This window comes from Nonomuraea roseoviolacea subsp. carminata, assembly GCF_024172185.1.
Taxonomy (GTDB): domain Bacteria; phylum Actinomycetota; class Actinomycetes; order Streptosporangiales; family Streptosporangiaceae; genus Nonomuraea; species Nonomuraea roseoviolacea.
In genome coordinates this window covers 6,155,117-6,177,478 of record NZ_JAMZEC010000001.1, presented here as the reverse complement: position 1 = coordinate 6,177,478, position 22,362 = coordinate 6,155,117, and the positions used below count along the sequence as shown (strand labels likewise).

Annotated in this window: 21 protein-coding genes; 9 read left to right on the top strand and 12 right to left on the bottom strand. The window is 72.2% G+C overall.

All coding sequences use genetic code 11. From position 1 onward, the window contains the following. Positions 1–19 precede the first annotated feature (19 nt). A complete protein-coding gene (locus HD595_RS28635; protein WP_253774304.1) occupies positions 20–1,459 on the top strand; it encodes a GuaB1 family IMP dehydrogenase-related protein in 1,440 nt (479 codons plus the stop codon). A gap of 53 nt (positions 1,460–1,512) precedes the next feature. On the opposite strand, the gene HD595_RS28630 is transcribed toward HD595_RS28635, so the two are convergent. Continuing rightward, positions 1,513–2,310 (bottom strand): SDR family NAD(P)-dependent oxidoreductase, encoded by a 798-nt coding sequence (locus HD595_RS28630; protein ID WP_253774302.1) that lies wholly within the window; start codon positions 2,308–2,310, stop codon positions 1,513–1,515. A 94-nt stretch (positions 2,311–2,404) separates the two neighbouring features. On the opposite strand from HD595_RS28630, the gene HD595_RS28625 reads away from it, so the two are divergent. After that, the gene (locus HD595_RS28625; RefSeq protein WP_253774299.1) at positions 2,405–2,779 is read left to right on the top strand and encodes an FKBP-type peptidyl-prolyl cis-trans isomerase; all 375 of its coding nucleotides are present in this window, start codon (positions 2,405–2,407) and stop codon (positions 2,777–2,779) included. A 152-nt stretch (positions 2,780–2,931) separates the two neighbouring features. Further along, complete coding sequence (locus tag HD595_RS28620; RefSeq protein WP_253774296.1) at positions 2,932–4,455, top strand: ATP-dependent DNA ligase; 1,524 nt, start codon at positions 2,932–2,934, stop codon at positions 4,453–4,455. A 25-nt stretch (positions 4,456–4,480) separates the two neighbouring features. Here the strand turns inward: HD595_RS28620 and HD595_RS28615 are convergent, their stop codons facing one another. From HD595_RS28615 to HD595_RS28605, 3 genes are all read right to left on the bottom strand, one after another. Further along, positions 4,481–5,656: a TolB-like translocation protein gene (locus HD595_RS28615; RefSeq protein ID WP_253774293.1), complete on the bottom strand. Its 1,176-nt coding sequence runs from the start codon at positions 5,654–5,656 to the stop codon at positions 4,481–4,483. Then, positions 5,656–6,180: a SigE family RNA polymerase sigma factor gene (locus tag HD595_RS28610; RefSeq protein WP_253774291.1), complete on the bottom strand. Its 525-nt coding sequence runs from the start codon at positions 6,178–6,180 to the stop codon at positions 5,656–5,658. Before HD595_RS28610 ends, HD595_RS28615 begins: the two co-directional genes overlap by 1 nt. Before the next feature lie 171 nt (positions 6,181–6,351). Beyond that, positions 6,352–7,746 (bottom strand): MFS transporter, encoded by a 1,395-nt coding sequence (locus HD595_RS28605; RefSeq protein ID WP_253774289.1) that lies wholly within the window; start codon positions 7,744–7,746, stop codon positions 6,352–6,354. 522 nt (positions 7,747–8,268) lie between these two features. On the opposite strand from HD595_RS28605, the gene HD595_RS28600 reads away from it, so the two are divergent. Beyond that, positions 8,269–9,006, top strand: coding sequence for a septal ring lytic transglycosylase RlpA family protein (locus HD595_RS28600; RefSeq protein WP_253774287.1), 738 nt, complete (start codon positions 8,269–8,271; stop codon positions 9,004–9,006). Between the two features lie 88 nt (positions 9,007–9,094). Here HD595_RS28600 and HD595_RS28595 read toward each other — a convergent pair whose 3' ends face one another. After that, positions 9,095–9,679 carry a DUF1707 and DUF4870 domain-containing protein gene (locus tag HD595_RS28595; RefSeq protein WP_253774285.1) on the bottom strand — a complete coding sequence of 195 codons (585 nt, stop codon included), beginning with the start codon at positions 9,677–9,679 and terminating at the stop codon, positions 9,095–9,097. A 142-nt stretch (positions 9,680–9,821) separates the two neighbouring features. Between HD595_RS28595 and HD595_RS28590 the strand changes: the two genes are divergently transcribed. From HD595_RS28590 to HD595_RS28580, 3 genes are all read left to right on the top strand, one after another. Continuing rightward, positions 9,822–10,166: a hypothetical protein gene (locus HD595_RS28590; RefSeq protein ID WP_253774283.1), complete on the top strand. Its 345-nt coding sequence runs from the start codon at positions 9,822–9,824 to the stop codon at positions 10,164–10,166. Positions 10,167–10,215: 49 nt separating this feature from the next. Further along, complete coding sequence (locus HD595_RS28585; protein ID WP_253774281.1) at positions 10,216–10,659, top strand: GNAT family N-acetyltransferase; 444 nt, start codon at positions 10,216–10,218, stop codon at positions 10,657–10,659. A 193-nt stretch (positions 10,660–10,852) separates the two neighbouring features. After that, the gene (locus HD595_RS28580) at positions 10,853–11,212 is read left to right on the top strand and encodes a VOC family protein (RefSeq protein WP_253774279.1); all 360 of its coding nucleotides are present in this window, start codon (positions 10,853–10,855) and stop codon (positions 11,210–11,212) included. A gap of 63 nt (positions 11,213–11,275) precedes the next feature. On the opposite strand, the gene HD595_RS28575 is transcribed toward HD595_RS28580, so the two are convergent. Further along, positions 11,276–11,809 (bottom strand): hemerythrin domain-containing protein, encoded by a 534-nt coding sequence (locus tag HD595_RS28575; protein WP_253774277.1) that lies wholly within the window; start codon positions 11,807–11,809, stop codon positions 11,276–11,278. A 1,184-nt stretch (positions 11,810–12,993) separates the two neighbouring features. Here HD595_RS28575 and HD595_RS28570 point away from each other — a divergent pair. Next, positions 12,994–13,902 (top strand): alpha/beta hydrolase, encoded by a 909-nt coding sequence (locus HD595_RS28570; protein WP_253774275.1) that lies wholly within the window; start codon positions 12,994–12,996, stop codon positions 13,900–13,902. A gap of 259 nt (positions 13,903–14,161) precedes the next feature. On the opposite strand, the gene HD595_RS28565 is transcribed toward HD595_RS28570, so the two are convergent. The 6 genes from HD595_RS28565 to HD595_RS28540 all read right to left on the bottom strand — a co-directional run bounded on the left by HD595_RS28565 (position 14,162) and on the right by HD595_RS28540 (position 21,264). Continuing rightward, positions 14,162–15,835: a DUF4192 domain-containing protein gene (locus HD595_RS28565; RefSeq protein ID WP_301309624.1), complete on the bottom strand. Its 1,674-nt coding sequence runs from the start codon at positions 15,833–15,835 to the stop codon at positions 14,162–14,164. Between the two features lie 527 nt (positions 15,836–16,362). Next, positions 16,363–17,121: an EI24 domain-containing protein gene (locus HD595_RS28560; RefSeq protein WP_253774271.1), complete on the bottom strand. Its 759-nt coding sequence runs from the start codon at positions 17,119–17,121 to the stop codon at positions 16,363–16,365. A 10-nt stretch (positions 17,122–17,131) separates the two neighbouring features. Beyond that, on the bottom strand, positions 17,132–17,713 hold the full coding sequence (locus tag HD595_RS28555; RefSeq protein ID WP_253774269.1) for a Maf family protein: 582 nt from the start codon (positions 17,711–17,713) through the stop codon (positions 17,132–17,134). A 16-nt stretch (positions 17,714–17,729) separates the two neighbouring features. Further along, positions 17,730–18,293, bottom strand: a complete 564-nt coding sequence (locus HD595_RS28550; protein WP_253774267.1) for a DUF937 domain-containing protein — start codon at positions 18,291–18,293, stop codon at positions 17,730–17,732. Between the two features lie 93 nt (positions 18,294–18,386). Then, on the bottom strand, positions 18,387–20,315 hold the full coding sequence (gene ftsH, locus HD595_RS28545) for an ATP-dependent zinc metalloprotease FtsH (protein WP_308211253.1): 1,929 nt from the start codon (positions 20,313–20,315) through the stop codon (positions 18,387–18,389). Between the two features lie 37 nt (positions 20,316–20,352). Further along, positions 20,353–21,264, bottom strand: a complete 912-nt coding sequence (locus HD595_RS28540) for a hypothetical protein (protein WP_253774265.1) — start codon at positions 21,262–21,264, stop codon at positions 20,353–20,355. 110 nt (positions 21,265–21,374) lie between these two features. Here HD595_RS28540 and HD595_RS28535 point away from each other — a divergent pair, with 110 nt between their 5' ends. Beyond that, positions 21,375–22,340, top strand: a complete 966-nt coding sequence (locus HD595_RS28535; RefSeq protein ID WP_253774263.1) for a DUF3616 domain-containing protein — start codon at positions 21,375–21,377, stop codon at positions 22,338–22,340. Positions 22,341–22,362 lie beyond the last annotated feature (22 nt).

The window sequence follows — 22,362 nt, the reverse complement described above, 5'->3', positions numbered from 1 at the left end:
CCGCATAAGATGGACGAACGTGAGATTTCTCAACGGCATCGAGCCGCACCACGACCTCACCTACAGCGACGTGTTCATGGTGCCGTCGCGCTCCTCGGTAGGCTCCCGGCTCGCGGTCGACCTGTCGACCACCGACGGCACGGGCACGACCATCCCGATCGTCGTCGCCAACATGACCGCCGTCGCGGGCCGCCGCATGGCCGAGACCATCGCGCGGCGCGGCGGCGTCACCGTGATCCCGCAGGACATCCCCATCGACGTCGTCGCCGACGTCGTGGACTGGGTGAAGAAGCGCGACCTCGTCCACGACACGCCGCTGACGCTCACCCCGCACGACACCGTCGGCGAGGCGCTGCAACTGCTGCCCAAGCGGGCCCACGGCGCGGTCATCGTCGTCGACTGGGACAACCGCCCCGTCGGCGTGGTCACCGAGGCCGACTGCCCGGACGTCGACATGTACACCCAGCTCAGCCAGGTCATGTCGAGCGAGCTGCTGACGCTGCCCGCCGGGCTGGAGCCGCGCGCCGCGTTCGAGCGGCTGCACGAGGGCCGCCACCGGCTGGCACCCATCGTGGACGGCGACGGCCGGCTCGTCGGCATCCTGACCCGCACCGGCGCCCTGCGCGCCACCCTCTACAAGCCCGCCCTGGACGCCTCCGGCCGGCTGCGCGTGGCCGCCGCCGTGGGCGTGAACGGCGACGTCGCCGCCAAGGCCAAGGAGCTCCTGGACGCCGGGGTCGACTGCCTGGTCGTCGACACCGCCCACGGCCACCAGGAGAAGATGATCTCGGCGCTGCGCGCGGTGCGGGCCCTCGACCCGGGCGTGCCCGTGGCGGCCGGCAACGTCGTGACGGCCGAGGGCGTGCGCGACCTGGTCGAGGCCGGGGCCGACATCCTCAAGGTCGGTGTCGGGCCGGGCGCCATGTGCACGACCCGGATGATGACCGGGGTGGGCCGGCCGCAGTTCTCGGCGGTGCTCGAATGCTCCGCCGAGGCCCGCCGGCTGGGCCGGCACGTGTGGGCCGACGGCGGCGTGCGCCACCCGCGCGACGTGGCCCTCGCCCTGGCGGCCGGGGCGGCCAACGTGATGATCGGGTCGTGGTTCGCGGGCACGTACGAGTCGCCCGGTGACACGCGCACCGACGCCGACGGCCGCAAGTACAAGGAGAACTTCGGCATGGCCTCCGCGCGCGCCGTGCGGCTGCGCACCGCCGAGGACAGCCCGTTCGAGCGGGCCAGGAAGGCGCTGTTCGAGGAGGGCATCTCCACCTCGCGCATGTACCTCGACCCGCGGCGGCCCAGCGTGGAGGACCAGGTCGACGCGATCGTGGCGGGGCTGCGCTCGGCGTGCACGTACGCCGGGGCCATGACGCTGGAGGAGTTCCACGAGCGGGCCGTGGTGGGCATCCAGGGCAGCTCCGGCTACGCGGAGGGCATGCCGCTGCACCAGAGCTGGTGAGCCCGGGCCCGGACGCGGCAGCCGGTGGGCCCGAGCAGCCGGTGGGCCCGGCCTCAGACGCGGCGCCAGCCGCCGGCGGCGTGGATGCCGCCGTCCACGTGGAGCGTCGTGCCCGTGACGAAGCGGGCCAGGTCGCCGGCCAGGAACACCGCTGCCGCCGCCGCGTCGGAGGGCTCGCCGAGCCGGCCCAGCGGCGGCAGCCGCACGGGCTCGTACGGCGGCGTCTCCTCGCCTCCCGGGTCGGCCGCGCCGCGACCGGCGTCGGCGGCGCGCACGGTCTCGCGCATGGCCAGCTCGCCCTCGGTGGGCAGGGCGTCGGGGGCAATGGCGTTGACGCGGACGCCGCGGGGCGCGAGCTCCAGCGCCAGCGAGCGGGTCAGGCTCTCCACCGCCGCCTTCATCGCCGCGTAGATCGCGAACCCCGGCGCCGCCTGGTGCGCCTCGCTGGACGTCACGTTGATGATCGACGCGCCCTCGCCCATCATCGGCAGGAATTTCCGGATCATGCCGGTGACCTGGGTGAAGTTCTCCTCGACGAGCGTGCGCTCGCCGCGTTCGGACGTGCCGAGGAACGGCGCGTGGAAGGTGCCGCCCGCGTTGTTGACCAGCACGTCCACCCGTCCCCACCGCTCCCGCACGGCGCCGGCGAACACCTCCACGGACACCGGGTCCCGTACGTCCAGCGTCATCGCGAGGTCGCCGGCCGGCGGCGTGACGCGGTCGCACACCGCCACCTCGGCGCCGAACGCCGCGAACGCGGCGGCGATCGCGCGGCCCAGCCCGCGCGCCCCGCCGGTGACCACGGCGACGCGCCCGGTGAGCAGGATGCCATCAGGTGAAAGGGCGGCCATGGACGCCGACGATATCCCGAGCGCATAGAGTCGTCGGGTTGCCCGTTCACAAGGTCGACACCAGCATCAGCAATCGTCATATCAGGAGCACTTCGTGGCACTCGACAAGCCGGAAATCGACTTCCCTGAGGGCCAGCCGCCCGCTGACCTCGAGATCGTCGACATCGTCGAGGGGGACGGCCCCGAGGCCAAGCCCGGTCAGGACGTCAGCGTCCACTACGTGGGCGTCGCCTTCTCGACCGGTGAGGAGTTCGACGCGTCGTGGAACCGCGGCCAGGCGTTCGAGTTCCCCCTGGGCGCCGGCCGGGTCATCGCCGGCTGGGACCGCGGCGTCGCGGGCATGAAGGTGGGCGGCCGGCGCAAGCTGGTCATCCCGCCGCACCTCGGCTACGGCAACGCCGGCGCCGGCAACCGCATCAAGCCGGGAGAGACGCTCATCTTCGTGGTGGACCTCCTGGGCGTGCGCTAGCCGTCGCGGCGTCACACGGCACGACCTCCGGCGCGGCCGGGCCTCCTTCGGGGGCCCGGCCGTCGCCGTCTCCCGGGCACGACATCTCGGCGGGACGAATCGGTGCACCCCGAGGTGGGGAAATGTCGGTGTCGTGAGGCACCATAGGCGGTGTGCTACTGATCGACGTGGTGCGGGTCTCGGAGGCGGTGACGCGGACATCGGCCCGCCTGGGCAAGATCGGCCATCTGGCCGAGCTGCTCGGCAGGGTGGGCCCGGCGGAGGCGGGGATCGCGATCTCCTACCTGTCCGGTGAGCTGCCCCAACGCCAGATCGGCGTCGGCTGGCGCACGCTGCGTGACCTGCCGCAGCCCAAGCTCGCCGCCACGGCCACGCTGGCCGCCGTCGACGAGCGGCTGAGCGCGATCAAGGCCGTGTCCGGCCAGGGCTCGCAGGCGGCGCGCAAGGCGCTGGTCGACGAGCTGTTCGCGGGGCTGACGAGCCAGGAGCAGGCGTTCATGCTGCGGCTGCTCAGCGGCGAGCTGCGGCAGGGCGCGCTCGACGGCGTGATGATCGAGGCGGTCGCCAAGGCGTCCGGCGCGCCGTCGCCCGACGTGCGGCGGGCGCTGACGCTCCGCGGCTCGCTGCCCGCCGTCGGCGCCGCGGCGCTGACGGGCGGGGTGGAGGCGCTGCGGGGCTTCCGGCTGGAGGTGGGGCGGGCGGTCTCGCCCATGCTGGCCGGCAGCGCGCCCAACGTCGCCGCCGCCCTGGCCAAGGCCGGCGCGCCCGCCGCCCTGGAGTGGAAGCTCGACGGCGTGCGCGTGCAGGCCCACCGCTCGGACGGCGAGGTCAGGATCTTCACCCGCACGCTCGACGACATCACCCCGCAGGTCCCCGAGCTGGCCGAGGCCGTGCTGGCCCTCCCGGTGGACGACGTGGTGCTCGACGGCGAGGTGATCGCGCTGCGTCCCGACGGGCGGCCGCACCCGTTCCAGGTGACGGCGAGCCGCGCCACGAGCAAGCTCGACGTGGCGCGGCTGCGCGAGCAGACGCCGCTCAGCGTGTTCTTCTTCGACGCGCTGCGGGTCGCCGGCGAGGACCTCCTCGACCTGCCGTACGAGCGCCGGCAGGAGGAGCTGAGCCGCACGGTGCCGCCCGAGCTGCTGACGCCCCGCCTGGTCACGGCCGACGTGGCCGAGGCCGAGCGGTTCTTCGCCGACGTGGTCAGGGCCGGCCACGAGGGCCTGGTCGTCAAGTCGCTGTCGTCCCCCTACGCGGCGGGCCGCCGGGGCGCGGGGTGGGTGAAGGTCAAGCCGCGCCACACGCTCGACCTCGTCGTCCTGGCCGCCGAGTGGGGGCACGGGCGGCGCCAGGGCAAGCTGTCCAACCTGCACCTGGGCGCCCGTGACCCGGAGGGCGGGTACGTGATGCTCGGCAAGACGTTCAAGGGACTGACCGACGAGCTGCTGGCCTGGCAGACGGAGCGGTTCCTGGAGCTGGCCGAGGGGCCGACCGACGCGTGGACGGTGACGCTGCGCCCCGAGCTGGTGGTGGAGATCGCCTTCGACGGGGTGCAGCGCTCGCCCCGCTACCCGGGCGGCATGGCGCTGCGCTTCGCCCGCGTCCTGCGCTACCGCCCCGACAAGCGGGCGCAGGACGCCGACACCGTGGAGACGGTCCGCTCCCTCATGCTGTGACGCGCGCCCGCGAGCCCCGTCGTCCTCACATGCCGGGGATGACGACGTCGCCGCCCCAGCCGCGGAAGGCGTAGGTGCCGAGCTTGCGCACCTCACCGGTGGTGACGTCGACGGCATACGCGATCTCCCCCAGCCGGGGCACCTCACCGGGCTTCAGGCGGCCGGTGATCACATCGCTGACGACCACCTGGGTCGGCCCGCGCCAGTATCCGATCCGCCATGGGTCGAACCCGCGAGGCGCGTCGCGGAACTTCACTCTGCGCAGCACCTTCCCGGTCGTCGCGTCCACGGTGACGATCGTGTCGGGCTTCGGCAGGTTCATGCCTTCGCCGTGCGGTCCGGGACGGCCCAGATAGGCCACGGTGCGCCCGTCGGGAGCCAGGTCGCTCAGCGACTCCCCGATGGGTCCGGCGAAGGGGCGCACCCGGCCGTCCTCCAGGAGGCCGTACCGCGACCGGTCGTTCTGGACGATCACCCGGTCGCCGCCGCGGGCCACGGTCATCGGCTGCCACCCTTGCGGCACGTCCGTGACCCGGCCCGTCTCCATGTCGACGACCGCCCGCAGCCGGCCGTTCAGGACGAGGTAGCGTCCCTCGGGCGAGAGGGTGACGAACGCCCCGTTCTTCACCATCTCCTCGTGTGACACGGTCTGCGGGCTGAGCCAGACCTGCCCGCTCGCCAGGTCCCGGACCGCGAACCTCTGGTCTTTCGCGCTGTAGTACGCGATCCGGCGGCCGTCGGGAGTGATCCTCAGGGGCGCGGCGGTGTTCATGTAGTTCGCCGCGGTCTGGTCGAGGTAGACGCCCGCCGCCTCCGGCATCCGGTACGTCCGGCCGTCGCGGGTCACCACCTTCCACTGGACGCAGTCCCGGCCGGCGAAGGAGGCCGCCTTGCCGGGGCTCCACTTCTCCCCGCACCAGTCGTAGTAGGCGTGGCTCAGGGGGCCCACGCCGGAGGCGGGCAGCGTGTCCTTGTCCGGGGTCTCGTGGACGACGGTGGCCGTCCGGTCGCCCCGGACCTGACCCTCCAGGCCGTGCCAGGTGAACGTGCCGGCGAGGCACACCGCCAGCCCGCCCGCGGCGAGGGCGGTGCGGCGGCGCCTGCGCGTGGCGCGCCCGGCGGTGACGGCGCGGCGCACGTCCACGGTCGTCGGCGGCTGCTCCTCGGCCGCCAGCCGGTCGAACAGGTCCTTGGTGTCCATCAGCGCTCCTCCGTGTGCGTCGGGTGCGGGTAGGGCACTTGGGAGTAGGACGGCCCCAGCTCCGCGCGCAGGGCGGCCAGGCCGCGGGCGGTCTGGCTCTTGACGGTTCCGGTGCTGCATCCCAGCACCTGAGCGGTCTGCTCGACGCTCAGGTCGCAGTGATAGCGCAGCACGAGCGTGGCCCGCTGGCGCGGCGGCACGGCCGTCAGCGCGCGGCGCAGGTCCAGGGCCAGGTCATGGTTGGCGTGGGCGGCGGGGCCGGCGGGCGGCGCGTGGGTGACCCGTACGCGGGAGAACCAGCCGCCCCGCTGCTCGGCGAGGAAGACGCGCACGAGGATCACGCGAACGTACGCGTCGAGGTCGTCGGCGGCGCGTGCCCGCCGCCACTTGACGTAGAGCCGCGTGATGGCGCTCTGCACCAGGTCGTCGGCCCGGTGCCAGTCCTGGCACAGCAGGTACGCCACCCGGCGTAACCAGGGCAGGCGCCCGCTCACGTAGGCGGTGTACTCGTCATCGGGGCTCATCGGGCTCCCAGGGCGGTCCCGGGGGGATTGCTCTCACGCCCACCTGATGCGCCGGGCCGGGCGAACGGTTGCACCGTACCGGGGAAAGGTGCGGAAAGCTCCGTGCCCCCGGCGGACTGCCGGGGGCACGGGGCCGGAGGAGGGTCGTCGTGGCGCGCCGCGGGCCCTCGGTCAGCGGGGCAGCGCCTGCACCAGGGCGGCGACCACGGCGTCCAGGACGATCAGCAGGATGAGCCCCGCCGCGAAGGCGTGCGGCACCGTCCCGAGCGAGCCGTAGAAGACCAGGCCGACCAGCGCGACGCCGATCGCGCCGCCCGCCTGCTGCGCGGTGCTCAGGACGCCGGACGCCGCGGCGGCGTGGGCGCCGTCCACGCCGTTCAGCGCCAGGGCCGGCAGAGGGGCCATGACCAGCCCCATCCCGGCGCCGGCGACCACCAGGCCGGGGATGACCCAGCCGACGGGGCCGTGGTCGCCGAGGGCGGTGACGGTCCCGGCGAGGATCGCGTACCCGAGTGCCATGGTCAGCGCGCCGACCGCGACGACCTGCCTGCCGAGCAGGGCCGCGACGCGCGCCGCCCGGGCCGAGGACACGAAGTAGCCGATGCCGAGCGGGAGGAAGATCAGCCCAGAGTCCAGGGCGCCCAGCCCGCGGCCGTTCTGCAGGTAGAGGGCGAGGATCAGGAAGAACGAGCCCATCGTCATGGCGTGCAGCAGGCTCACGACCATGCCCACGCCGAACGAGCGGTGCCGGAACAGCGCCGGGTTCACCAGGGGCGCCGCGATCCGGCGCTGGCGCAGCGCGAACGCCGCCAGCAGGACGACCGCCGCGCCGAGGCACAGCCAGGTCCACGCCGGCCAGCCCTGCTCACGCCCCTGCACGAGCGGGTACACGATCGCGACCAGGCCGAGCGAGACCAGCACCGTGCCGGCCAGGTCCAGCCGCGCACCACCCGCGGCGCGGGTCTCGGGGACGAGCCGGGGGATCAGCGCCAGCGCGACCGCGCCCACCGGCACGTTGATCAGGAAGATGGTGCGCCAGCCCAGCCCGGCGATGTCCGCGTTGATCAGCACGCCGCCGATGAGCTGGCCGAACACGCCGCCGAAGCCCATCGCGACGCCGTAGGCGTTGAACGCCCTGGCCCGGCGCTCGCCGGTGTAGGCGGTGTTGACGATGGCCAGGACCTGCGGCATCAGCAGCGCGGCGCCGACGCCTTGGGCGATCCGCGCGCCGATCAGGAACCCGGCGGTGGGCGCCGCCCCGCACGCCGCCGAGGCCAGCGTGAAGAAGGCCAGGCCGAGGGCGAACATCCGCCGCCGCCCGTACAGGTCGCCCAGCCGCCCGGCGGTGATCAGCCCGGCGGCGAGCGCGACGCCGAACCCGGCGACCACGAACTGGATCTGGGACGGCGTGGCGTGCAGGTCGCGCTGGAGGGAGGGGATCGCGACGTTGACGACGAAGAAGTCGAGGGTGGTGATGAAGACCCCGGCGAGGAGGACCAGCAGGGTGCCCCAGCCGGGAACCGCCGCCCGTGCGGGGGCGAGCGGGGGTGCCTTGACGGCGGACATGTTCGTTCCTCCTGCTTCTGCCGGCTTCTGCCTGCCTCGGGCCGCTGCCGGCCGGCTGTGCCGGCCGCTTGCGTGATCGACGATGACGCGTGCGGCTGTATCGCGGCAATGACGCGGGAGGTAATGGCGGCGATGACGTGCGACGTCATGGCACGGCATCCGACCTTTTCCGGAAATACGGCTATATCCGAACGAGATCAAGGTGCTGGAGCGGCGCGCACCCGCGAAGATCCCCCAGAAGCGAGGGATCAAGAAATCCCAAAGAGCCAGAAAAGATCAAAAAGCGCCCCATCAGGGGATATGGCCTCAATCACCACTTCACCACAAACTTGACCCCAGAGTGGGATATATCACTCGACGTCGCATTAACTTGCCTTTACCTGGCTTTGGTCGCATATCTTCGTCCACGCCGCGGAGCTCACCGCCCCGCCCGCGGGAACGGCCGACGTGTGCGCCCCCTGATCCCCCAACCCCCGTCTGGCCCTTCCCTGTCCTGTCCCCTACCTAGGACCGTGGTTCCCCTTGGGTCAGCACTCCCAGAAGCCTCATTCCCCGCACCCCACGAGCCGGCTGACGGCTCCCGGCAGGCGCCGCTGGACCACCGTGGCCGCCGGTGCCGCCCTCCTGGCCGCCGCGTCCACCACCGCCTGGGCCGTCTCCGACGACGAACCGTCCGCCGCCCCGGCCCTCGCCTCGGACGTCTCCCCCGCCACGACCGCGGCCACGCCGAGCACGGCGACCTCGGCCCCCCATGCCGCCGCCCCCGTACCGGCCACGACGCCGTCGTCCACCCCGGAGACCGCGCGTACGTCCGCGGCCAGGCCCCCGGCCCCCGCCGAGCCCGTGACGAAGCCGAAGACCGCCGCGGCCCCCGTCGCGGCGGCCAAGACCAAGACCAGGACGGCCAAGACCAGGACCGCCAAGGCCAGGACCGTGACGGCCGCCAAGCACACGTCCACGAAGAGGAAGGTCGTCGCCTCGGGCACCTGCGGCGCCTCCTACTACGCCGAGGGCCAGACGACCGCCAGCGGCGAGCGGTTCAACCCGTCGGCGATGACCGCCGCACACAAGACGCTTCCCCTGGGCAGCCGGGTCCGCGTCATCAACCCGCGCAACGGAGACTCGGTCACGGTGCGCATCAACGACCGCGGCCCGTACGTGGGCGGTCGCTGCCTCGACCTGTCCCGCGCCGCCTTCGCCGCCATCGGCAACATCGGGGCGGGCGTGATGCGGGTCAAGTACGAGGTCCTGGCCCGCTGACGCCTCCGGCCCCTGGTTCCGTACCGGCGTCGCATGACCTGATCACGTGACGCCCGCGCGCGCCGGCCGCCGCACCCCCCAGCGCGGGCTACTTCACCATCCGCAGCGTCAGCGGGTACCGGAACGCGCCGTGCGTCAGGGCCGAGATGCCGGCCACGACCGAGAGGACGAACGCCGCCACCCAGATCACCGGGACGAGCACGATGCCGACGAACGTCAGCGGCAGCAGGATCGTCGCCCCGAGGAGGGTGAGCTGGAAGTTCAGCGCCTCCACCGCGTGACTGCGGATGTACGGGGACGTCTTGCCCGCGGTGAGCATGAGCAGGAGCGGCCCGATGACGGGGAAGCCGAACACCGCGAGCAGGTGGGCGGCCGAGGCGCCGAGGCGTTCGGCGCCGTCCGTCGGCACCTGCGGGCGCGCCGGAGCGGGCATCGGCCGCACCAGGGGCACGGCCTGCGGGCCGTACAGCTCCGTCATGATGGGCATGAGGTCGCCGTGCGTGCGCGCGGTCATCGCGCGCTCCAGGCGCTCGTCGAACTCTAATTTGTCGAAACGGCCCTCCGCGTAGGCCGTCTTCACGTGCTCGACGACGTGCTCACGGTCCTGGTGGGTGACGCGCAGGTGTGCCGGCGGCACCTGTCCCGGGCCCGCGGGTGTGGGTACCCCAGCCATGGCGACCATGCCTCTCCTTTGGATCGAGCTGTCACCGTCAATACTGCTTCGTTCTTGATTTGGGGGCCATCAGGAAAATCCCGGATGTGTCCCCTAGATCAGCCCCGACGCGCCGGTCGCCTTGACGGTATAAAAAGGATCCATGAGATGGCGAGACCGCTATGGCATCCGGCGGCTGCGCGGTTCCAGGGTCGCGAAGTTCGACCGCGAGGCGACGGACGCCGACATCGAGGCGCTCATCGCCTTCGCCCGGTCGCGGCGCGGCGTGGAGTTCTACGTCGAGCCGGAGACGTTCGCCACGGACACCACGGCCGTCGCGGTGGCCGACGACGGCGAGTGGACCCGGCGCCGGGTCGGCTCCCCGGCGGTCATCCACAAGGTGGCCCGGGATCTCGCGCTCCCGGTGTACGACGTCCAGCTCACGGGCTATCCGCCGCGCATGCGGGCCTACAACGAACGCCGCCGCCGCGAGCAGGACGGCGTCTGACCGGCTGTCGGCTCGGTGGCCTCATTGCGCCGTTCCGTACCATGTCGCCATGGTGATCCAGGAACGGCTCCCCGCCGACCGCGAGCTGACGCGCCTGCTGGAGGCGGCGTTCCAGGAGCTGGTGGACCGCTACGGGCCCGAGGGCCGCTCGCAGGTCGCCCCGGACGCCAGGTTCCTCGTCGCCACGGTCGAGGAGCGGGCGGTGGGGTGCGGCTGCGTGCAGCCGCTCGCCGCGGACACGGGTGAGCTCAAGCGCATGTACGTGACGCCGGAGCATCGCGGACGCGGGATCGCGCGGGCGCTGCTCGCGGCGCTGGAGGGGCTTGCCCTCGGGCTGGGCTACCGGCGCCTGCGACTCGCCACGGGGGTGCTGCAGCCTGAGGCGATCTCGCTGTACGAGAGCAGCGGCTACGGGCTGACGGAACCGTACGGGAAGTATGTGGACGCGCCGCTGACCCGCTGCTACGAGAAGACCTTGGCCCCCGCCACCTGAGGCCGGCGCCCGCCCGCCACACCGACAAGTCCCCGGCATCCACCGCTGCCCACGTGCCCCATCGATCGCTGCCGAACCTGAACGACCACGGAGCGCCATGTAGGCAGGCGAGCGTGATGCCTCCGCGCAGGGGCACTCGTCGGAGGCGCCGTGGTTGGGCGGATGCTGCCTGCCCGTCGCTACTCTGGCCGTCATGCGCGCACGCCTGAACCAGATCGTGGTGGATTGCGGGGATCCGCGAAGCCTGGTGCGCTTCTGGGCGGCCCTCCTCGGCGGCGACCCGGTGGACCGCGCCCGCGGCTGGTCTCATGTCGAACCACCTGAGGGCGTACGGCTGGCGTTCCAGCCGGTCGCCGAGGACAAGGCCGTGAAGAACCGGCTGCACCTGGACATCGAGGTCGACGCGATCGAGCCGGCCACCGCCCACGCGCTGCGGCTGGGCGCCACGCGGATCGGCGAGACGGTCACCGACGACAAGGGCTCCTTCCAGGTCATGGCCGACCCCGAGGGCAACGAGTTCTGCTTCGTCTGTGATCACGCCACTACCGCCTGACTCAGACGTCGGCGGCAGGCGCCGAACACCCTCCCGTCAAAGGAACTGATCCTGCCTGCCTGATCAACAGTGCGAGGCGTCGTCGTCGCCGCCGCCGTCGCCGTCATCGCCGCTGTCGGAGGCGGAGGCGGAGGCGGAGGCGGAGGCGGAGGCGGAGGCGATGCGCAGGAATGCGGGCGGCGCGTCGTGCCAGCCGGGGATGTCCAGCGAGTCGAGAGCCGCGGCGATCTTCCGCTCCTCGTAGGTGAAGTGCGATTCCATGAGCGCCGCCAGGCCGTCGAGCTCGGCTTGCACGTCTCGCGGCTGGGCGGCGTCGCTGTCGCCGAGGCCGTCCAGAAGGCTCTGCAGCCTGCGCAGGATGTCGCTGATGATCCGGTGGTCGCGGGTCAGCTCCTGGAGCACCGGCCGCAACTGGGGGAACTGCTCGGCCAGCGCCGGGAAGGCGGCGGCGTCCTCGCCGGTGTGGTGACGCTCCAGAGCCGAGCAGAACGCCAGACAGTGGGCCGCCAGGGCGCGAGGTCGCACGGAACGTCCGGCGAGGTGCGACTCGACGTCACCGCGCAACCTGCCCAGCTCGTCACGAAGCCAGGCATGCACGTCGATCAACTGATTGCCGAACGCTTCGAGGCGTTGGCCTGGCGCTGTGAGGCGCTCATGTGACGGCTTGAGCCGTTCATCGGGGGTGGTGGGGGTTTCCATGGGTGTCCCATGTTTCGGCGCCTCCATGTCCTCGGCGGCCTGCTTGCCGGGTACACCGCGACGCTGACGACGGATCCCATCACTCCTGCGACCATCCGTCAAGCCGACGCGGGGGCCACCTGCGAGGCGCTGTCGGTGCCGTTTGACAGCCCTGCGGCGGCGGGATTCTAATGATCTGCGTGTCGCGTGACGTCGGCGAGGAGAACGCCGTCGGCATGGAGGCGCCGTATCAGGGGGTTGATCTCGTGACGTCTCAGTTCACCGGCCGCATCTGATCCTGACGAGGCCCGCGCGTCTCCCACGCGGACAGCGCTGAGCACAGCCGTCGCAGGCGACCACGGCTACGCAGGTGCGCAACGCCATCCCGGGAAGAGCCATCCCCGCACGGCGAGCTAGCCCACCGCAGGTGAGCACTGCATGGCAGGGGAAAACTAGACCCAGCACGGCAAGCGAGCCCACTCTGGGTCATCAAGGCGCTGCAAGTGAGCAACACCTTCGCGGGAGGCTGGCCTCGCACAGGCGAGTCAGCCCACCGCCGGTAGGCAACACCATCGCAGGGAGGCTAGACCCCGCACGGCGAGCCAGCCCACTTTGGGTGAGCAAGGCCACCACAGGTGAGCAAGGCCATCGCAGGGCAATGCTTGCCCCGCAAGGCGCTAGCCCACCTTGGGAGAGCAGCCCACCACAAGTGAGCTAGGCCACCGCAGGTGAACATCGCCGCCATGCGTCAGCAACACCACCGTGGATGAGCAACGCCGCCTACGGTGACCACGGTGCTGGCCTTGGGTGGACTAGCTGCGCCCCTGGCGGCATTCTCGTGCGCCGCATGGTGGCCATCACGCGCTGATCGCGGGGCGTCAGATGCTCGCACCGCAGGTCTTGCCTCGTTCGGTACGGCACCTGGGCCTCTCGGCGACGGCTGCATCGGCGCAGCGTGCCCGCCATCGGCGCGATGTGCCTGCCCTCAACGCAATACACCCGACCACAACTCAATGTGCCCGACCTCGGCCACGCCTCCTCCCGGTAGCGCACCACTACGGGACGAGGAGAGGCCGCCACCCCACATGAAAAAGGACTTGTTCGTGAACCTCACCCACATTCCCGCCACACCCGACGCCGGAGCCCTGGTTCTGGCCGAGATGAGCGCCATGCAGTCCCAGCCGCCCGTCCTACCGGCCGACGCCGATCTCACCGCCCTGTTGCCGGACACCGGCGGCATTCCCGGCACCTGGGTCACCGCTCCGCAGGAGTCGCGGGCCGACGCGGTGTCCGCGAGCGGAGTGACCATCTATGTCCACGGAGGCGGTTTCGAGTACACGCATCCGCATCTGGAGCAGATCATGGCCTACCGCCTCTCCCAGGCGACCGGCCGCCCCGTCCTGGCCGTCGACTATCGCCTCGCTCCGGCTCACCGGTACCCGGCCGCTCTTGAGGACGTGGTGGCCGCCTACCGGAGCCTGCTCGCTCAGGGCGTGCCCGCCTCCCGGATCATCCTGGCCGGTGAGTCCGCCGGCGCCACGCTGGTGCTGTCTGCGCTGCTCGTGCTCAAGGACGACGGCGACGCCCTGCCGGCGGGAGCGCTCGCCATCTCTCCGCAGACCGACCTCACGCTGTCCAGCCCCTCGATCGACGCCAACGACGGTCAGGACGTCGTCGACCGGGCCGTGCTCGACCATGTCCGCACGCAGTACCTGGCCGGTGCCCGTCCGGATCAGGGTCCTCAGTCCCCTCTCCACGGCGACCTTCGCGGGCTGCCGCCGCTGCTGGTCGTCGCCGGTTCGAGGGAGGTTCTCCTTGATGACGCTCGACGGTTCGCCGAAGCGGCGTCCGAGGCCGCGGGCACGGTCAGCCTCGACATCTATGACGACATGCCGCACGCCTTCCACGTGAGCGTTCTTTCCGCCGATCCGCTGCCCGCCGCCGTGACCCTGCTTGCCCGTGTCAGGGAGTGGAGCGGTTCGCTCGTCGTCATCCGGGAGCGCACGGCTTGAGGAGGTGAGGCGTATCGGGTTCGGTCGGTGCACGCGCGGGCGTCCGCTCGTGACGCGACGGGACCCGACCGGCAGCCTGGGCACGTTGGTGGCGGTCAGGCGGCCTGCGCATGGTCCTTCTCCGAGGATGCGTGGGCTCGTCTCTGATGCAGCGGTGGGGCTGGTGGATGGTTCTGCCTGTCCGGGGGCGGGGAGGAGGCCAGGCCCTCCTGCCCGTGCGGTTTGGAGGCCAGGCCATTCTGTCCGTGCGGGGCGGTGGCTAGGCTGCTCTGCCCGATCGGGGTGGTGGACAGGCTGCCCTGCCCGTCCAGGCCGGTGGACAGAACTTCCTGCCCGTGCGGAGCCGTGGGTAGGCCGTAATGCCCGTTCGGGTAGCTGGGGGATCGGGCTGGGCCTCAGGGGAGGTTTCGGGGCGGGCCTGGTGTTCGGTGACGGTGCGGGGGTGGCGCTCGTCCTCTCTCGGGGTGGTCGGCGGGTGGGGTTCGTCATAGGCGGGTGAGGAGTGACGCTCCCCCTTCCCCGAGGGGGTCGGCGGATGGCGTTCGTCGCAGGTGCGTGAGGGGTGACGCTCCCCGTTCCCCGACATGGTCGGCGGGTGTTGTTCGTCGCAGGCGGGTGAGGGGTGACGCTCCCCGTTCCCCGACATGGTCGGCGGGTGTTGTTCGTCGCAGGCAGGTGAGGGGTGACGCTCCCCGCTCCCCGACATGGTCGGCGGGTGTTGTTCGTCGCAGGCGGGTGAGGGGTGACGCTCCCCCTTCCCCGAGATGGTCGTCGGGTGGTCTGTCAGTAAGGCGGATGGAGGTTGGCGGTCCCTCTTCGCTGGGGGCTCTGCGAAGGTGGCAGGCGGCCGGTCCTCCTCGGAAGGGGCGGACGGGGGATCCTCCTCGTCCAGGATGGACAGCAGCGGGAAGAGCCAGCCGGCGTGGGCGGGGCCCATGGCGGTGTCGAGCTCGGACGGTGTGGGGAGGCGGCCGTGGAGCACGTCCGGGGAGAGCAGGCACTGCAGGGCGTGCATGAGCAGGTTGGCCATGGAGTAGGCCGGGTCGATGGTGAGAGCGCGTTCCAGGGCGATCGTCGCCAGGGTGCTGTCGCCGGCGCGCCAGCAGGCCATGGCGAACAGGGACGCGACGGGCGGGACGAAGCGAGGCTCCAGCCTGCGGGTCAGGTCTTTCCAGAGGCCCAGGTGGGTGCTGTCGGTCAGGGTCCAGGCCTCGTCGCGTACGCGGATGACGGTCAGGTCGAGGCCGAGCCGGGCGGCCACGGCGTCCCCGAGGCGATCCCCGGCGGCGTGTGCCGTCAGGGCCGCACGCACCCTCGCCAGGCCGGCGGAGACGAACGCGGACGCGAAGGCGTTCGCGTCGCCGCATCTCACGAGCGCGGCCCGCGTCTCCGTCACCGCCTCGGACGTCGCCCTCCGCATCGCCACGCGGACGGGGCCGGTGACCGGGGCGACGGTGTGCTCCAGGGATCGGCGGTCGGGCAGGGCCACCAGGCCGCGCACCGTCGCCTCGGCCGCGACGCGGCTGGTGCGCGGGTCGTACGGCATGCCCTCCGGCGGGCAGCACTGCGGCAGGTCGCACACGTACGACCAGTAGCGCCCCTCGTGGGCCCGGAGCGCCTCGTCCAGCGGCACCCCGGCCTCGGCCGCCAGCGACCTGGCCTCGTCCACGGCCGGAGTGACCTGCTCCCCGGGGCCGTAGCCGACGACGATGACCCGGTCGACGCCCTCCCGCCGCCACAGCTGCCGGAGCGGGGTCAGGGTGCCGGGCGGGAACGGGAGGTTCCAGCGGACGGCCACCTTCACCTGGCTGCGGGCGAGGCCGACCACGATGAGGCTGTCGGCGGGGTGGAAGCCCACGAGGTACGGGACGGCGGCGAGGATGTCGGCGGGGCCGGCCAGGGTGAGGGAGGGCTGGGGGGTGTTGGTCGTCATGGCGGAGAGGGTGCCGGAGGGGGCTGTCTCGGCGAAGGGGCGAACGGGGTTCTGGGGATAGGGGGTTGGGTTCGGGGAGGGGCTGTGGACAGCGGGGGCCGCCTTGGCACCCTGACAGCCAGCCTTGGCGCCCTGACAGCCGCCTTTGCACATGACAGCCAGCCTTGGCGCCCTGACAGCCGCCTTGGCACCTGACAAACGGCGCTCTGGGGGCGCGGTCGCTCCGTCAGGGGGGTCGTTCGTCGGGGCCGCCGCCCTTCTCCAAGAGGGCCGTCTGTCAAGCCGCCGCCCCTTCATCGAGAGGGGCCGTCTGTCAAAGGGCCAGCTGGCTAAAGGGGTAGTCAGCCAAGGGGGTCGTTCGTGGGAGGCCGTTCGTCAGAAGGCGGTTCCTCAAGGAGGTGCTTCGCCGAGGGAGGCGTTCATCAGGGCAGCCGTTCCCCAGCGGGCATCCTCGCGGGCGCGCGGCGGAGTGCGGGCGAGGGAGGAAGCCTCTACAGCCGCCGTCGAAGGCACCCGCCCCCGGCGAACTACGGCAGAGGCGTCGCCGGGGCCGGAGCGTCGTCCGCGAGCTCCGCCCGTACCAGCAGAGCCGCCCCCGCCACCGCCGCCGGCATCGCCACCACCGCCACGAACGGCACCAGGAACAGCACGAACACCGCCACCCCGAACCCCAGCGCCAGCCCCTTGCGGCCGCGCAGCAGGGCGAAGCGCTGCTTGCGGGCGTACCCGCGCCGCTCCAGCGCCAGCGTCGTCAGCTCGGCCGCCAGGAAGAAGCCCGACACCGCCGCCCCCAGCACCGGCACCACCGTCTGCCCCAGCACCGGGACGAACCCGAGGAAGAACAGCGGCACGCTGAACACCATGACCCAGCCCAGCGTCACCAGGCTGTCCCTGATGGAGCGGGGCACCGTGCGCCACCACGGCTCGTCCACCTCGCCGGGCACCTCGTCCACGGCCGCCGAGAGCTTCTCGTAGAACGGCTCGCCGATCGCCAGCGTCACGGCGGTGAACGTGATCACCGCGAGGGCGAGGCCGCCCAGGAAGAGCATCACCTGCACCATCACCCGGAACGCGTCGCGCCACGCCCACGTGTCGGCGAACGGCGTCAGCGTCTCGGCCAGGCCGGAGGCGTTGGTGCCCAGGTAGACGAGCCCGGCCACGTAGATGGCGAAGGCGATGAACGCGGGGATCAAGCCGAACAGCCACCACCGGCCGTGCCGGGCGACCCACCCCACTCCCTGGAAGAAGAAGCCCACGCCCGCCAGGAAGTCGCGCACTGATCGCATGCCCGGCAGGCTAGCGCCAGAACGACGTCACCGCGTAGCCGAGTTCGTCGAAGAGCCGCCGGACCAGGGGCAGCGAGATGCCGAGCACGTTGCCGTGGTCGCCCTCGATGCTGTCGACGAACCAGCCGCCCCGCCCCTCGATGCTGAACGCGCCGGCCAGGCCGAGCGGCTCGCCCGTGGCGGCGTAGGCGGCGACCTCCTCGTCGGTGGGCTGGCCGAAGCGGATGACGGTCGTGGCCACCTCGGCGGCCTGCCGCCCGGCGGCCACGTCGATGACGCAGTGGCCGGTGACCAGGCGGCCCGTCCGGCCACGCAGCACGCGCCAGCGCTCCACGACCTCCTCCTCGGAGGCGGGCTTGCCGTACGGCCTGCCGTCGAGCTCCAGGATCGAGTCGCAGCCGATGACCAGCCCCTCCTCCAGCCCGTCCGCGACGGCCTTGGCCTTGGCCTTGGCCAGGTCGAGGGCGAGGGCGGCGGGCGAGTAGGCGGAGTACGCCTCCTCGTCCACCCCGCTGACGATGACCTTGGGGTCGAGCCCGGCGCTGCGGAGAAGGGCCAGGCGAGCGGGAGACTGTGAGGCCAGAACGATCACCGTCCCAGCTTACCGGTCACCAGTCGACCTGCGGCCGGGGCCTGGTGCGGGCGCGGAGCGGGGCCGGCGGGCCGTACACGCCGTCGAGCAGCGCCTCGACGAAGTCGGTCAGGCGGAGCGGCAGCGCGGCCTGCTCGCGGTGCAGGGCGTCGGCGACGTCACGGGCCTCCATGTCGTGCTCGGCGGCGCGGCAGGCCAGCACCGACATGACCATCGGCGCCACCAGCGGAAGGATCTTCATGAGGGCCGCCGGGTCGGCCCCCGCGAGGCGGGACAGCTCGGCGGCGGCCTGCTCGGTGCCCTGGGCACCGAGCACGTGCCCGAGGATGCTCTGCCCGTCACGCGTGAGTGACGCGATGTCGCCGTTGAAGGGATCGGCGTCCACGTGGTCCTCCAGCGCGCCGCGCAGCGCCTCGGCGCCGTCGGGGTCGTCGGCGTTGCGGGCCATGCCGCCGACGATCGTGCCGGTGACCACCTGGAGCACGGTGCGCGTGGTGGCCGTGCAGGTGCCCAACATCCCGGCGAACTGCTCCAGGCCGGGGTCGCCGAGCCGGTCGAGGATCTCATCGGTCAGGGTCATGAGAGTCCCCCCGTTCCTTCTGCGGAGGCGTTCCCGTGACTGGACCCGACTACTGTCCGTTTTGCACTAAATTGCGTTAAATGTCGGAAAGGGCTAGCTCTCGACCGGCTGGGGGGCGCGCGTCAGGCCCGCCGCCGCGTACGCGTCGGGCTCGTCGAGCGTCTCGTGCTCCAGCAGCGCCGCCACGATCCCGTCGAGCTTGTCGCGGTGCTCGCGCAGCACCTCCAGGGCCCGCTCGTAGCACTCGTCCACGATGCGCCGGGCCTCCTCGTCCACCATCGCGAGCGTGGCGGGCGAGGCCTGGGGCTGCTGGCCGTCGTTGGGCAGGATGGTCAGCGGGCCGACCTTCTCCGACATGCCCCAGCGGCCCACCATGCCGCGGGCGATCATGGTGACCTGCTCCAGGTCGTTCTCGGCGCCGGTGGTGACCACGCCGAACACCACCTGCTCGGCGGCCATCCCGCCGAGCGCGCCGGCGATGCGCCCGCGCAGGTACTGCTCGTCGTAGGCGTAGCGGTCGCTGTCGGGGGTGGACAGCGTCACGCCGAGCGCCCGGCCGCGCGGGATGATCGAGATCTTGCGCACCGGGTCGGCGCCGGGCTGGAGCATGCCGAGCAGGGCGTGTCCGGCCTCGTGGTAGGCGGTGCGGTTGCGCTCCTCCTCGGGCATCACGATGCTGCGCGCCGCGCCGAGCTGCAGCTTCTCCAGCGCGTCGGCGAAGTCGCCGCTGGTGACCTTCTCCTTGCCGCGCTTGGCGGCGAGCAGGGCGGCCTCGTTGACCAGGTTGGCGAGGTCGGCGCCGGTCATGCCGGGCGTCGTGCGGGCGATCCGCTCCAGGACGACCGTGCCGTCGAGGGGCACGCCGCGCGTGTGGACCTCCAGGATGGCGATCCGGCCGGCGGCGTCGGGCAGCCCCACCTGGACGGTGCGGTCGAAGCGGCCGGGCCGCAGCAGCGCGGGGTCGAGGACCTCGGGGCGGTTGGTGGCGCCGATGACGATGACGCCCTCGGCGCCGGAGAAGCCGTCCATCTCGGTGAGGATCTGGTTGAGCGTCTGCTCGCGCTCGTCGTGGCCGCCGATGCCGCCGGCGCCGCCGCGGGCGCGGCCGATGGCGTCGATCTCGTCGATGAACACGATCGACGGCGCGACCTTGCGCGCCTCCTCGAACAGGTCACGTACGCGGGAGGCGCCCACGCCGACGATCATCTCGATGAACTCGGAGGCGCTGGCGGAGAAGAACGGCACCTTGGCCTCGCCGGCGACGGCCCGCGCGAGCAGGGTCTTGCCCGTGCCGGGAGGGCCGGCCAGCAGCACGCCCTTGGGCAGCTTGGCGCCGAGCCGGCGGTACTTGCCGGGGTCCTTGAGGTAGTCGACGATCTCGACGAGCTCGTTCTCGACCTCGTCGATGCCGGCGACGTCGTCGAACGTCACCCGCACCTGGCCGGCCTCGACCGGCTTGGCGGCTTTGGACTTGCCGAGCCCGCCGAGCCCGCCGCCGCCCATCATGCTGGCGCCCCGCCGCATGATCCAGATCCACAGACCGGCCAGCAGCAGCACGGGCAGCAGCGACAGCAGGAGGTTGAGGAAGAAGCCGCGGCCGCCGTTGATGGGCTCGGCCTTGATGTCCACGCCGGAGCTCTGGAGCTGCTGCGAGAGCTGGTCGGTGTCGGCGAACGCGGGGATCTCGGTGCGGAACTCGGTGTAGGTCTGGTTGCCGCTGTCGGGGTCCTTGGCGGCGCTCTTGAGGTCGCCCTCCACGGACAGGCCCGTGGCGTAGATCTCCTTGACGTTCTTCGCGCTCACCTGCTGGGTGAACTGGGTGTACGAGATCGTCTCGACCTGGCTGTTGTCGAAGAACGACGACACCAGGAAGAACACGGCGTACACCACGAAAAGGGTGACGGCGAACCGCCACCAGTTGATCTTGGGCCTTCCGCCGGGCGTCCCCGGCAGGCCTTCAGCCCGCCACGGCGGCTTGGCCTTGCCCTTGTCCGGGACCTGCGGCGTTCCAGAGCGTTCCACGGCGTCACTCCCCAAATCGCCGCATTACATGATCCTTCTACCCTAAGACACGCACTCCGGAGATGACGCGGGTCACGTCGGCCCACCGCTTCCGCTGCGTGTCAGGCACTGACACGAACGCCAGAGCGGGCTTCGGCATTCCCCCGTCGAGCACGACCACGGCGGCACGGGAGCTGTGCTTGCCGTACGTCACCCGGTACATCAGCATCCAGCCCTTCCTGACCGGCTGGGAGGCGAGCCAGGTGATGGCGGCGCCCTTCGGGTGGTGGTTCAGCGTCCAGCGGGCGGCCAGCAGGGCGCTGTCGCGCGGCGCCTTCTGCTCCTCGATCGGCAGCGGGCAGGTCACGAACATGCCGCGCACCCGCGCGCCGCGCACCTGGGGCAGCACCTGGCGGCTGGTGAACGGGGCCGGGCCGTACGTCTTCCAGGGCTTGGCCAGGCGCGGCACGACCACGCCGGAGCGCCGGTCCTTCACCGTGCGCCCGGCGGCGGCCTTGAGGGGGACGCGGCGGGCCTTGGCGGGCAGCCGGGGGACGCGGGCGTCGGCGTACAGCGCCTCCATGGCGGTGTAGCCGGGTGCCAGCGTGGTGCCGGGCGTGGGGATCGGCCTGCCGGTGGCCGCGAGCGGCGAGGGCGTCAGGGTGGTCGAAGCGACGGCCGAGGGGGCGGTCACCTCAGGGGCCGCGGTCGTCCCGAGGACGGACGGGGTCGGCGTCTGCTGGGGCGGCGGGGTGGCGCCGGACGAGGACGGCTGGGCCGGTGGCGCGGTGATCGGCCCCGCGGCGACCTCGTCCGGCGACGACGGGAGCACGAAGACCAGCCCGGCGGCGACGACCGCCGCCGCGGCCAGCACGGCGAGCCCCCGGTACACGTCCCGCATCCGCAGGTCGCCGATGCGGGAGCGCTTGGGCGGGGAGGCAGGGGTGCCGGAGCGCGCCGCAGTCGTCACATCGGAACCGTTCGTACCGTTGGTCCCATCATCCCCTTGGAGCACGACCGGAGCGTACGACATATCCCGCCATTCCGCTGGAGAAGCGACCGAAGTGCAATCATGACCGCGTGGAACAGGTGGAGCTCCGATTCGACCCGGCCTCGCGCGAGGCCCGTACGCACACCAACCTGTCGGCGCTCCTGCGGGACGAGGCCGGTGTCTGGGTGGCCGGCGACGAGACCGCGACCGTCGAGCACCTGGTGTGGACGGGCGAGCGGTACGCGGGACAGCGCACGTTCTTCCTGGACGACTACGTGCGGCTGCCCGCCGGGCGCGAGGACGAGGCCGACATCGAGGGCCTGGCCCTGGCCGACGGCCACCTGTGGGCGGTCGGCTCGCACAGCCTGAAGCGGCGGCGGGTCAAGTCCACGGACCCGGCCAAGGCCGCCCGGCGGCTGGCCGCCGTGGTCCGGGAGGAGAACCGGTTCGTCCTGGCCAGGCTGCCGCTGGACCCGGTCACGAACGCGCCGCTGCCCGGCTCGGTCCTGTCGGGCCGCGACGGCGTGGCCGCCCGTCTCGCGGACGACCCGCACCTGGGGCCGTTCCTGGCGCTGCCGGGCAAGGACAACGGCTTCGACGTGGAGGGCGTCGCGGTCGACGGCGAGCAGGTGTACCTGGGGCTGCGCGGCCCGGTGCTGCGCGGCTGGGCCGTGGTGCTGGAGATCATGCCGGTGGAGGCGGGCGGCGGGCGGCTGCGCCTCGACGGGCCGGTGCGCAAGCACTTCCTCGACCTCGGCGGGCTCGGGGTGCGCGACATCGCCCCGTACGACGGCGACCTGCTGCTGCTCACGGGCCCCAGCATGATCCTCGACGGGCCGGTGCGGGTGGTGCGCTGGCGGATGCGGCACACGGGCGACCTCGTGCCGGCCGACGAGCTGGAGACGCTCGCCGAGCTGCCCCACGGAGTGGACTGCGACCGCCCCGAGGGGCTCACGGTGCTGCGGGACGGCCGCCTGATGGTGGTCTACGACAGCCCGTCGCCCGCGCGGATCACCCCGGCGGGCGGCGTGCTGGCCGACGTCTTCACGCTCTGACCACCCGCCGGACAGCTTCACG

Excerpts from the sequence above, each read along its gene's own strand:
- HD595_RS28585 (WP_253774281.1), top strand. The coding sequence starts at position 10,216 with ATGGTGATCCAGGAACGGCTCCCCGCCGACCGCGAGCTGACGCGCCTG.
- HD595_RS28615 (WP_253774293.1), bottom strand. The coding sequence starts at position 5,656 with ATGGACACCAAGGACCTGTTCGACCGGCTGGCGGCCGAGGAGCAGCCG.
- HD595_RS28590 (WP_253774283.1), top strand. The coding sequence starts at position 9,822 with ATGAGATGGCGAGACCGCTATGGCATCCGGCGGCTGCGCGGTTCCAGG.
- HD595_RS28610 (WP_253774291.1), bottom strand. The coding sequence starts at position 6,180 with ATGAGCCCCGATGACGAGTACACCGCCTACGTGAGCGGGCGCCTGCCC.
- HD595_RS28560 (WP_253774271.1), bottom strand. The coding sequence starts at position 17,121 with ATGCGATCAGTGCGCGACTTCCTGGCGGGCGTGGGCTTCTTCTTCCAG.
- HD595_RS28565 (WP_301309624.1), bottom strand. The coding sequence starts at position 15,835 with ATGACGACCAACACCCCCCAGCCCTCCCTCACCCTGGCCGGCCCCGCC.
- HD595_RS28580 (WP_253774279.1), top strand. The coding sequence starts at position 10,853 with ATGCGCGCACGCCTGAACCAGATCGTGGTGGATTGCGGGGATCCGCGA.
- HD595_RS28605 (WP_253774289.1), bottom strand. The coding sequence starts at position 7,746 with ATGTCCGCCGTCAAGGCACCCCCGCTCGCCCCCGCACGGGCGGCGGTT.
- HD595_RS28595 (WP_253774285.1), bottom strand. The coding sequence starts at position 9,679 with ATGGCTGGGGTACCCACACCCGCGGGCCCGGGACAGGTGCCGCCGGCA.
- HD595_RS28630 (WP_253774302.1), bottom strand. The coding sequence starts at position 2,310 with ATGGCCGCCCTTTCACCTGATGGCATCCTGCTCACCGGGCGCGTCGCC.
- HD595_RS28550 (WP_253774267.1), bottom strand. The coding sequence starts at position 18,293 with ATGACCCTGACCGATGAGATCCTCGACCGGCTCGGCGACCCCGGCCTG.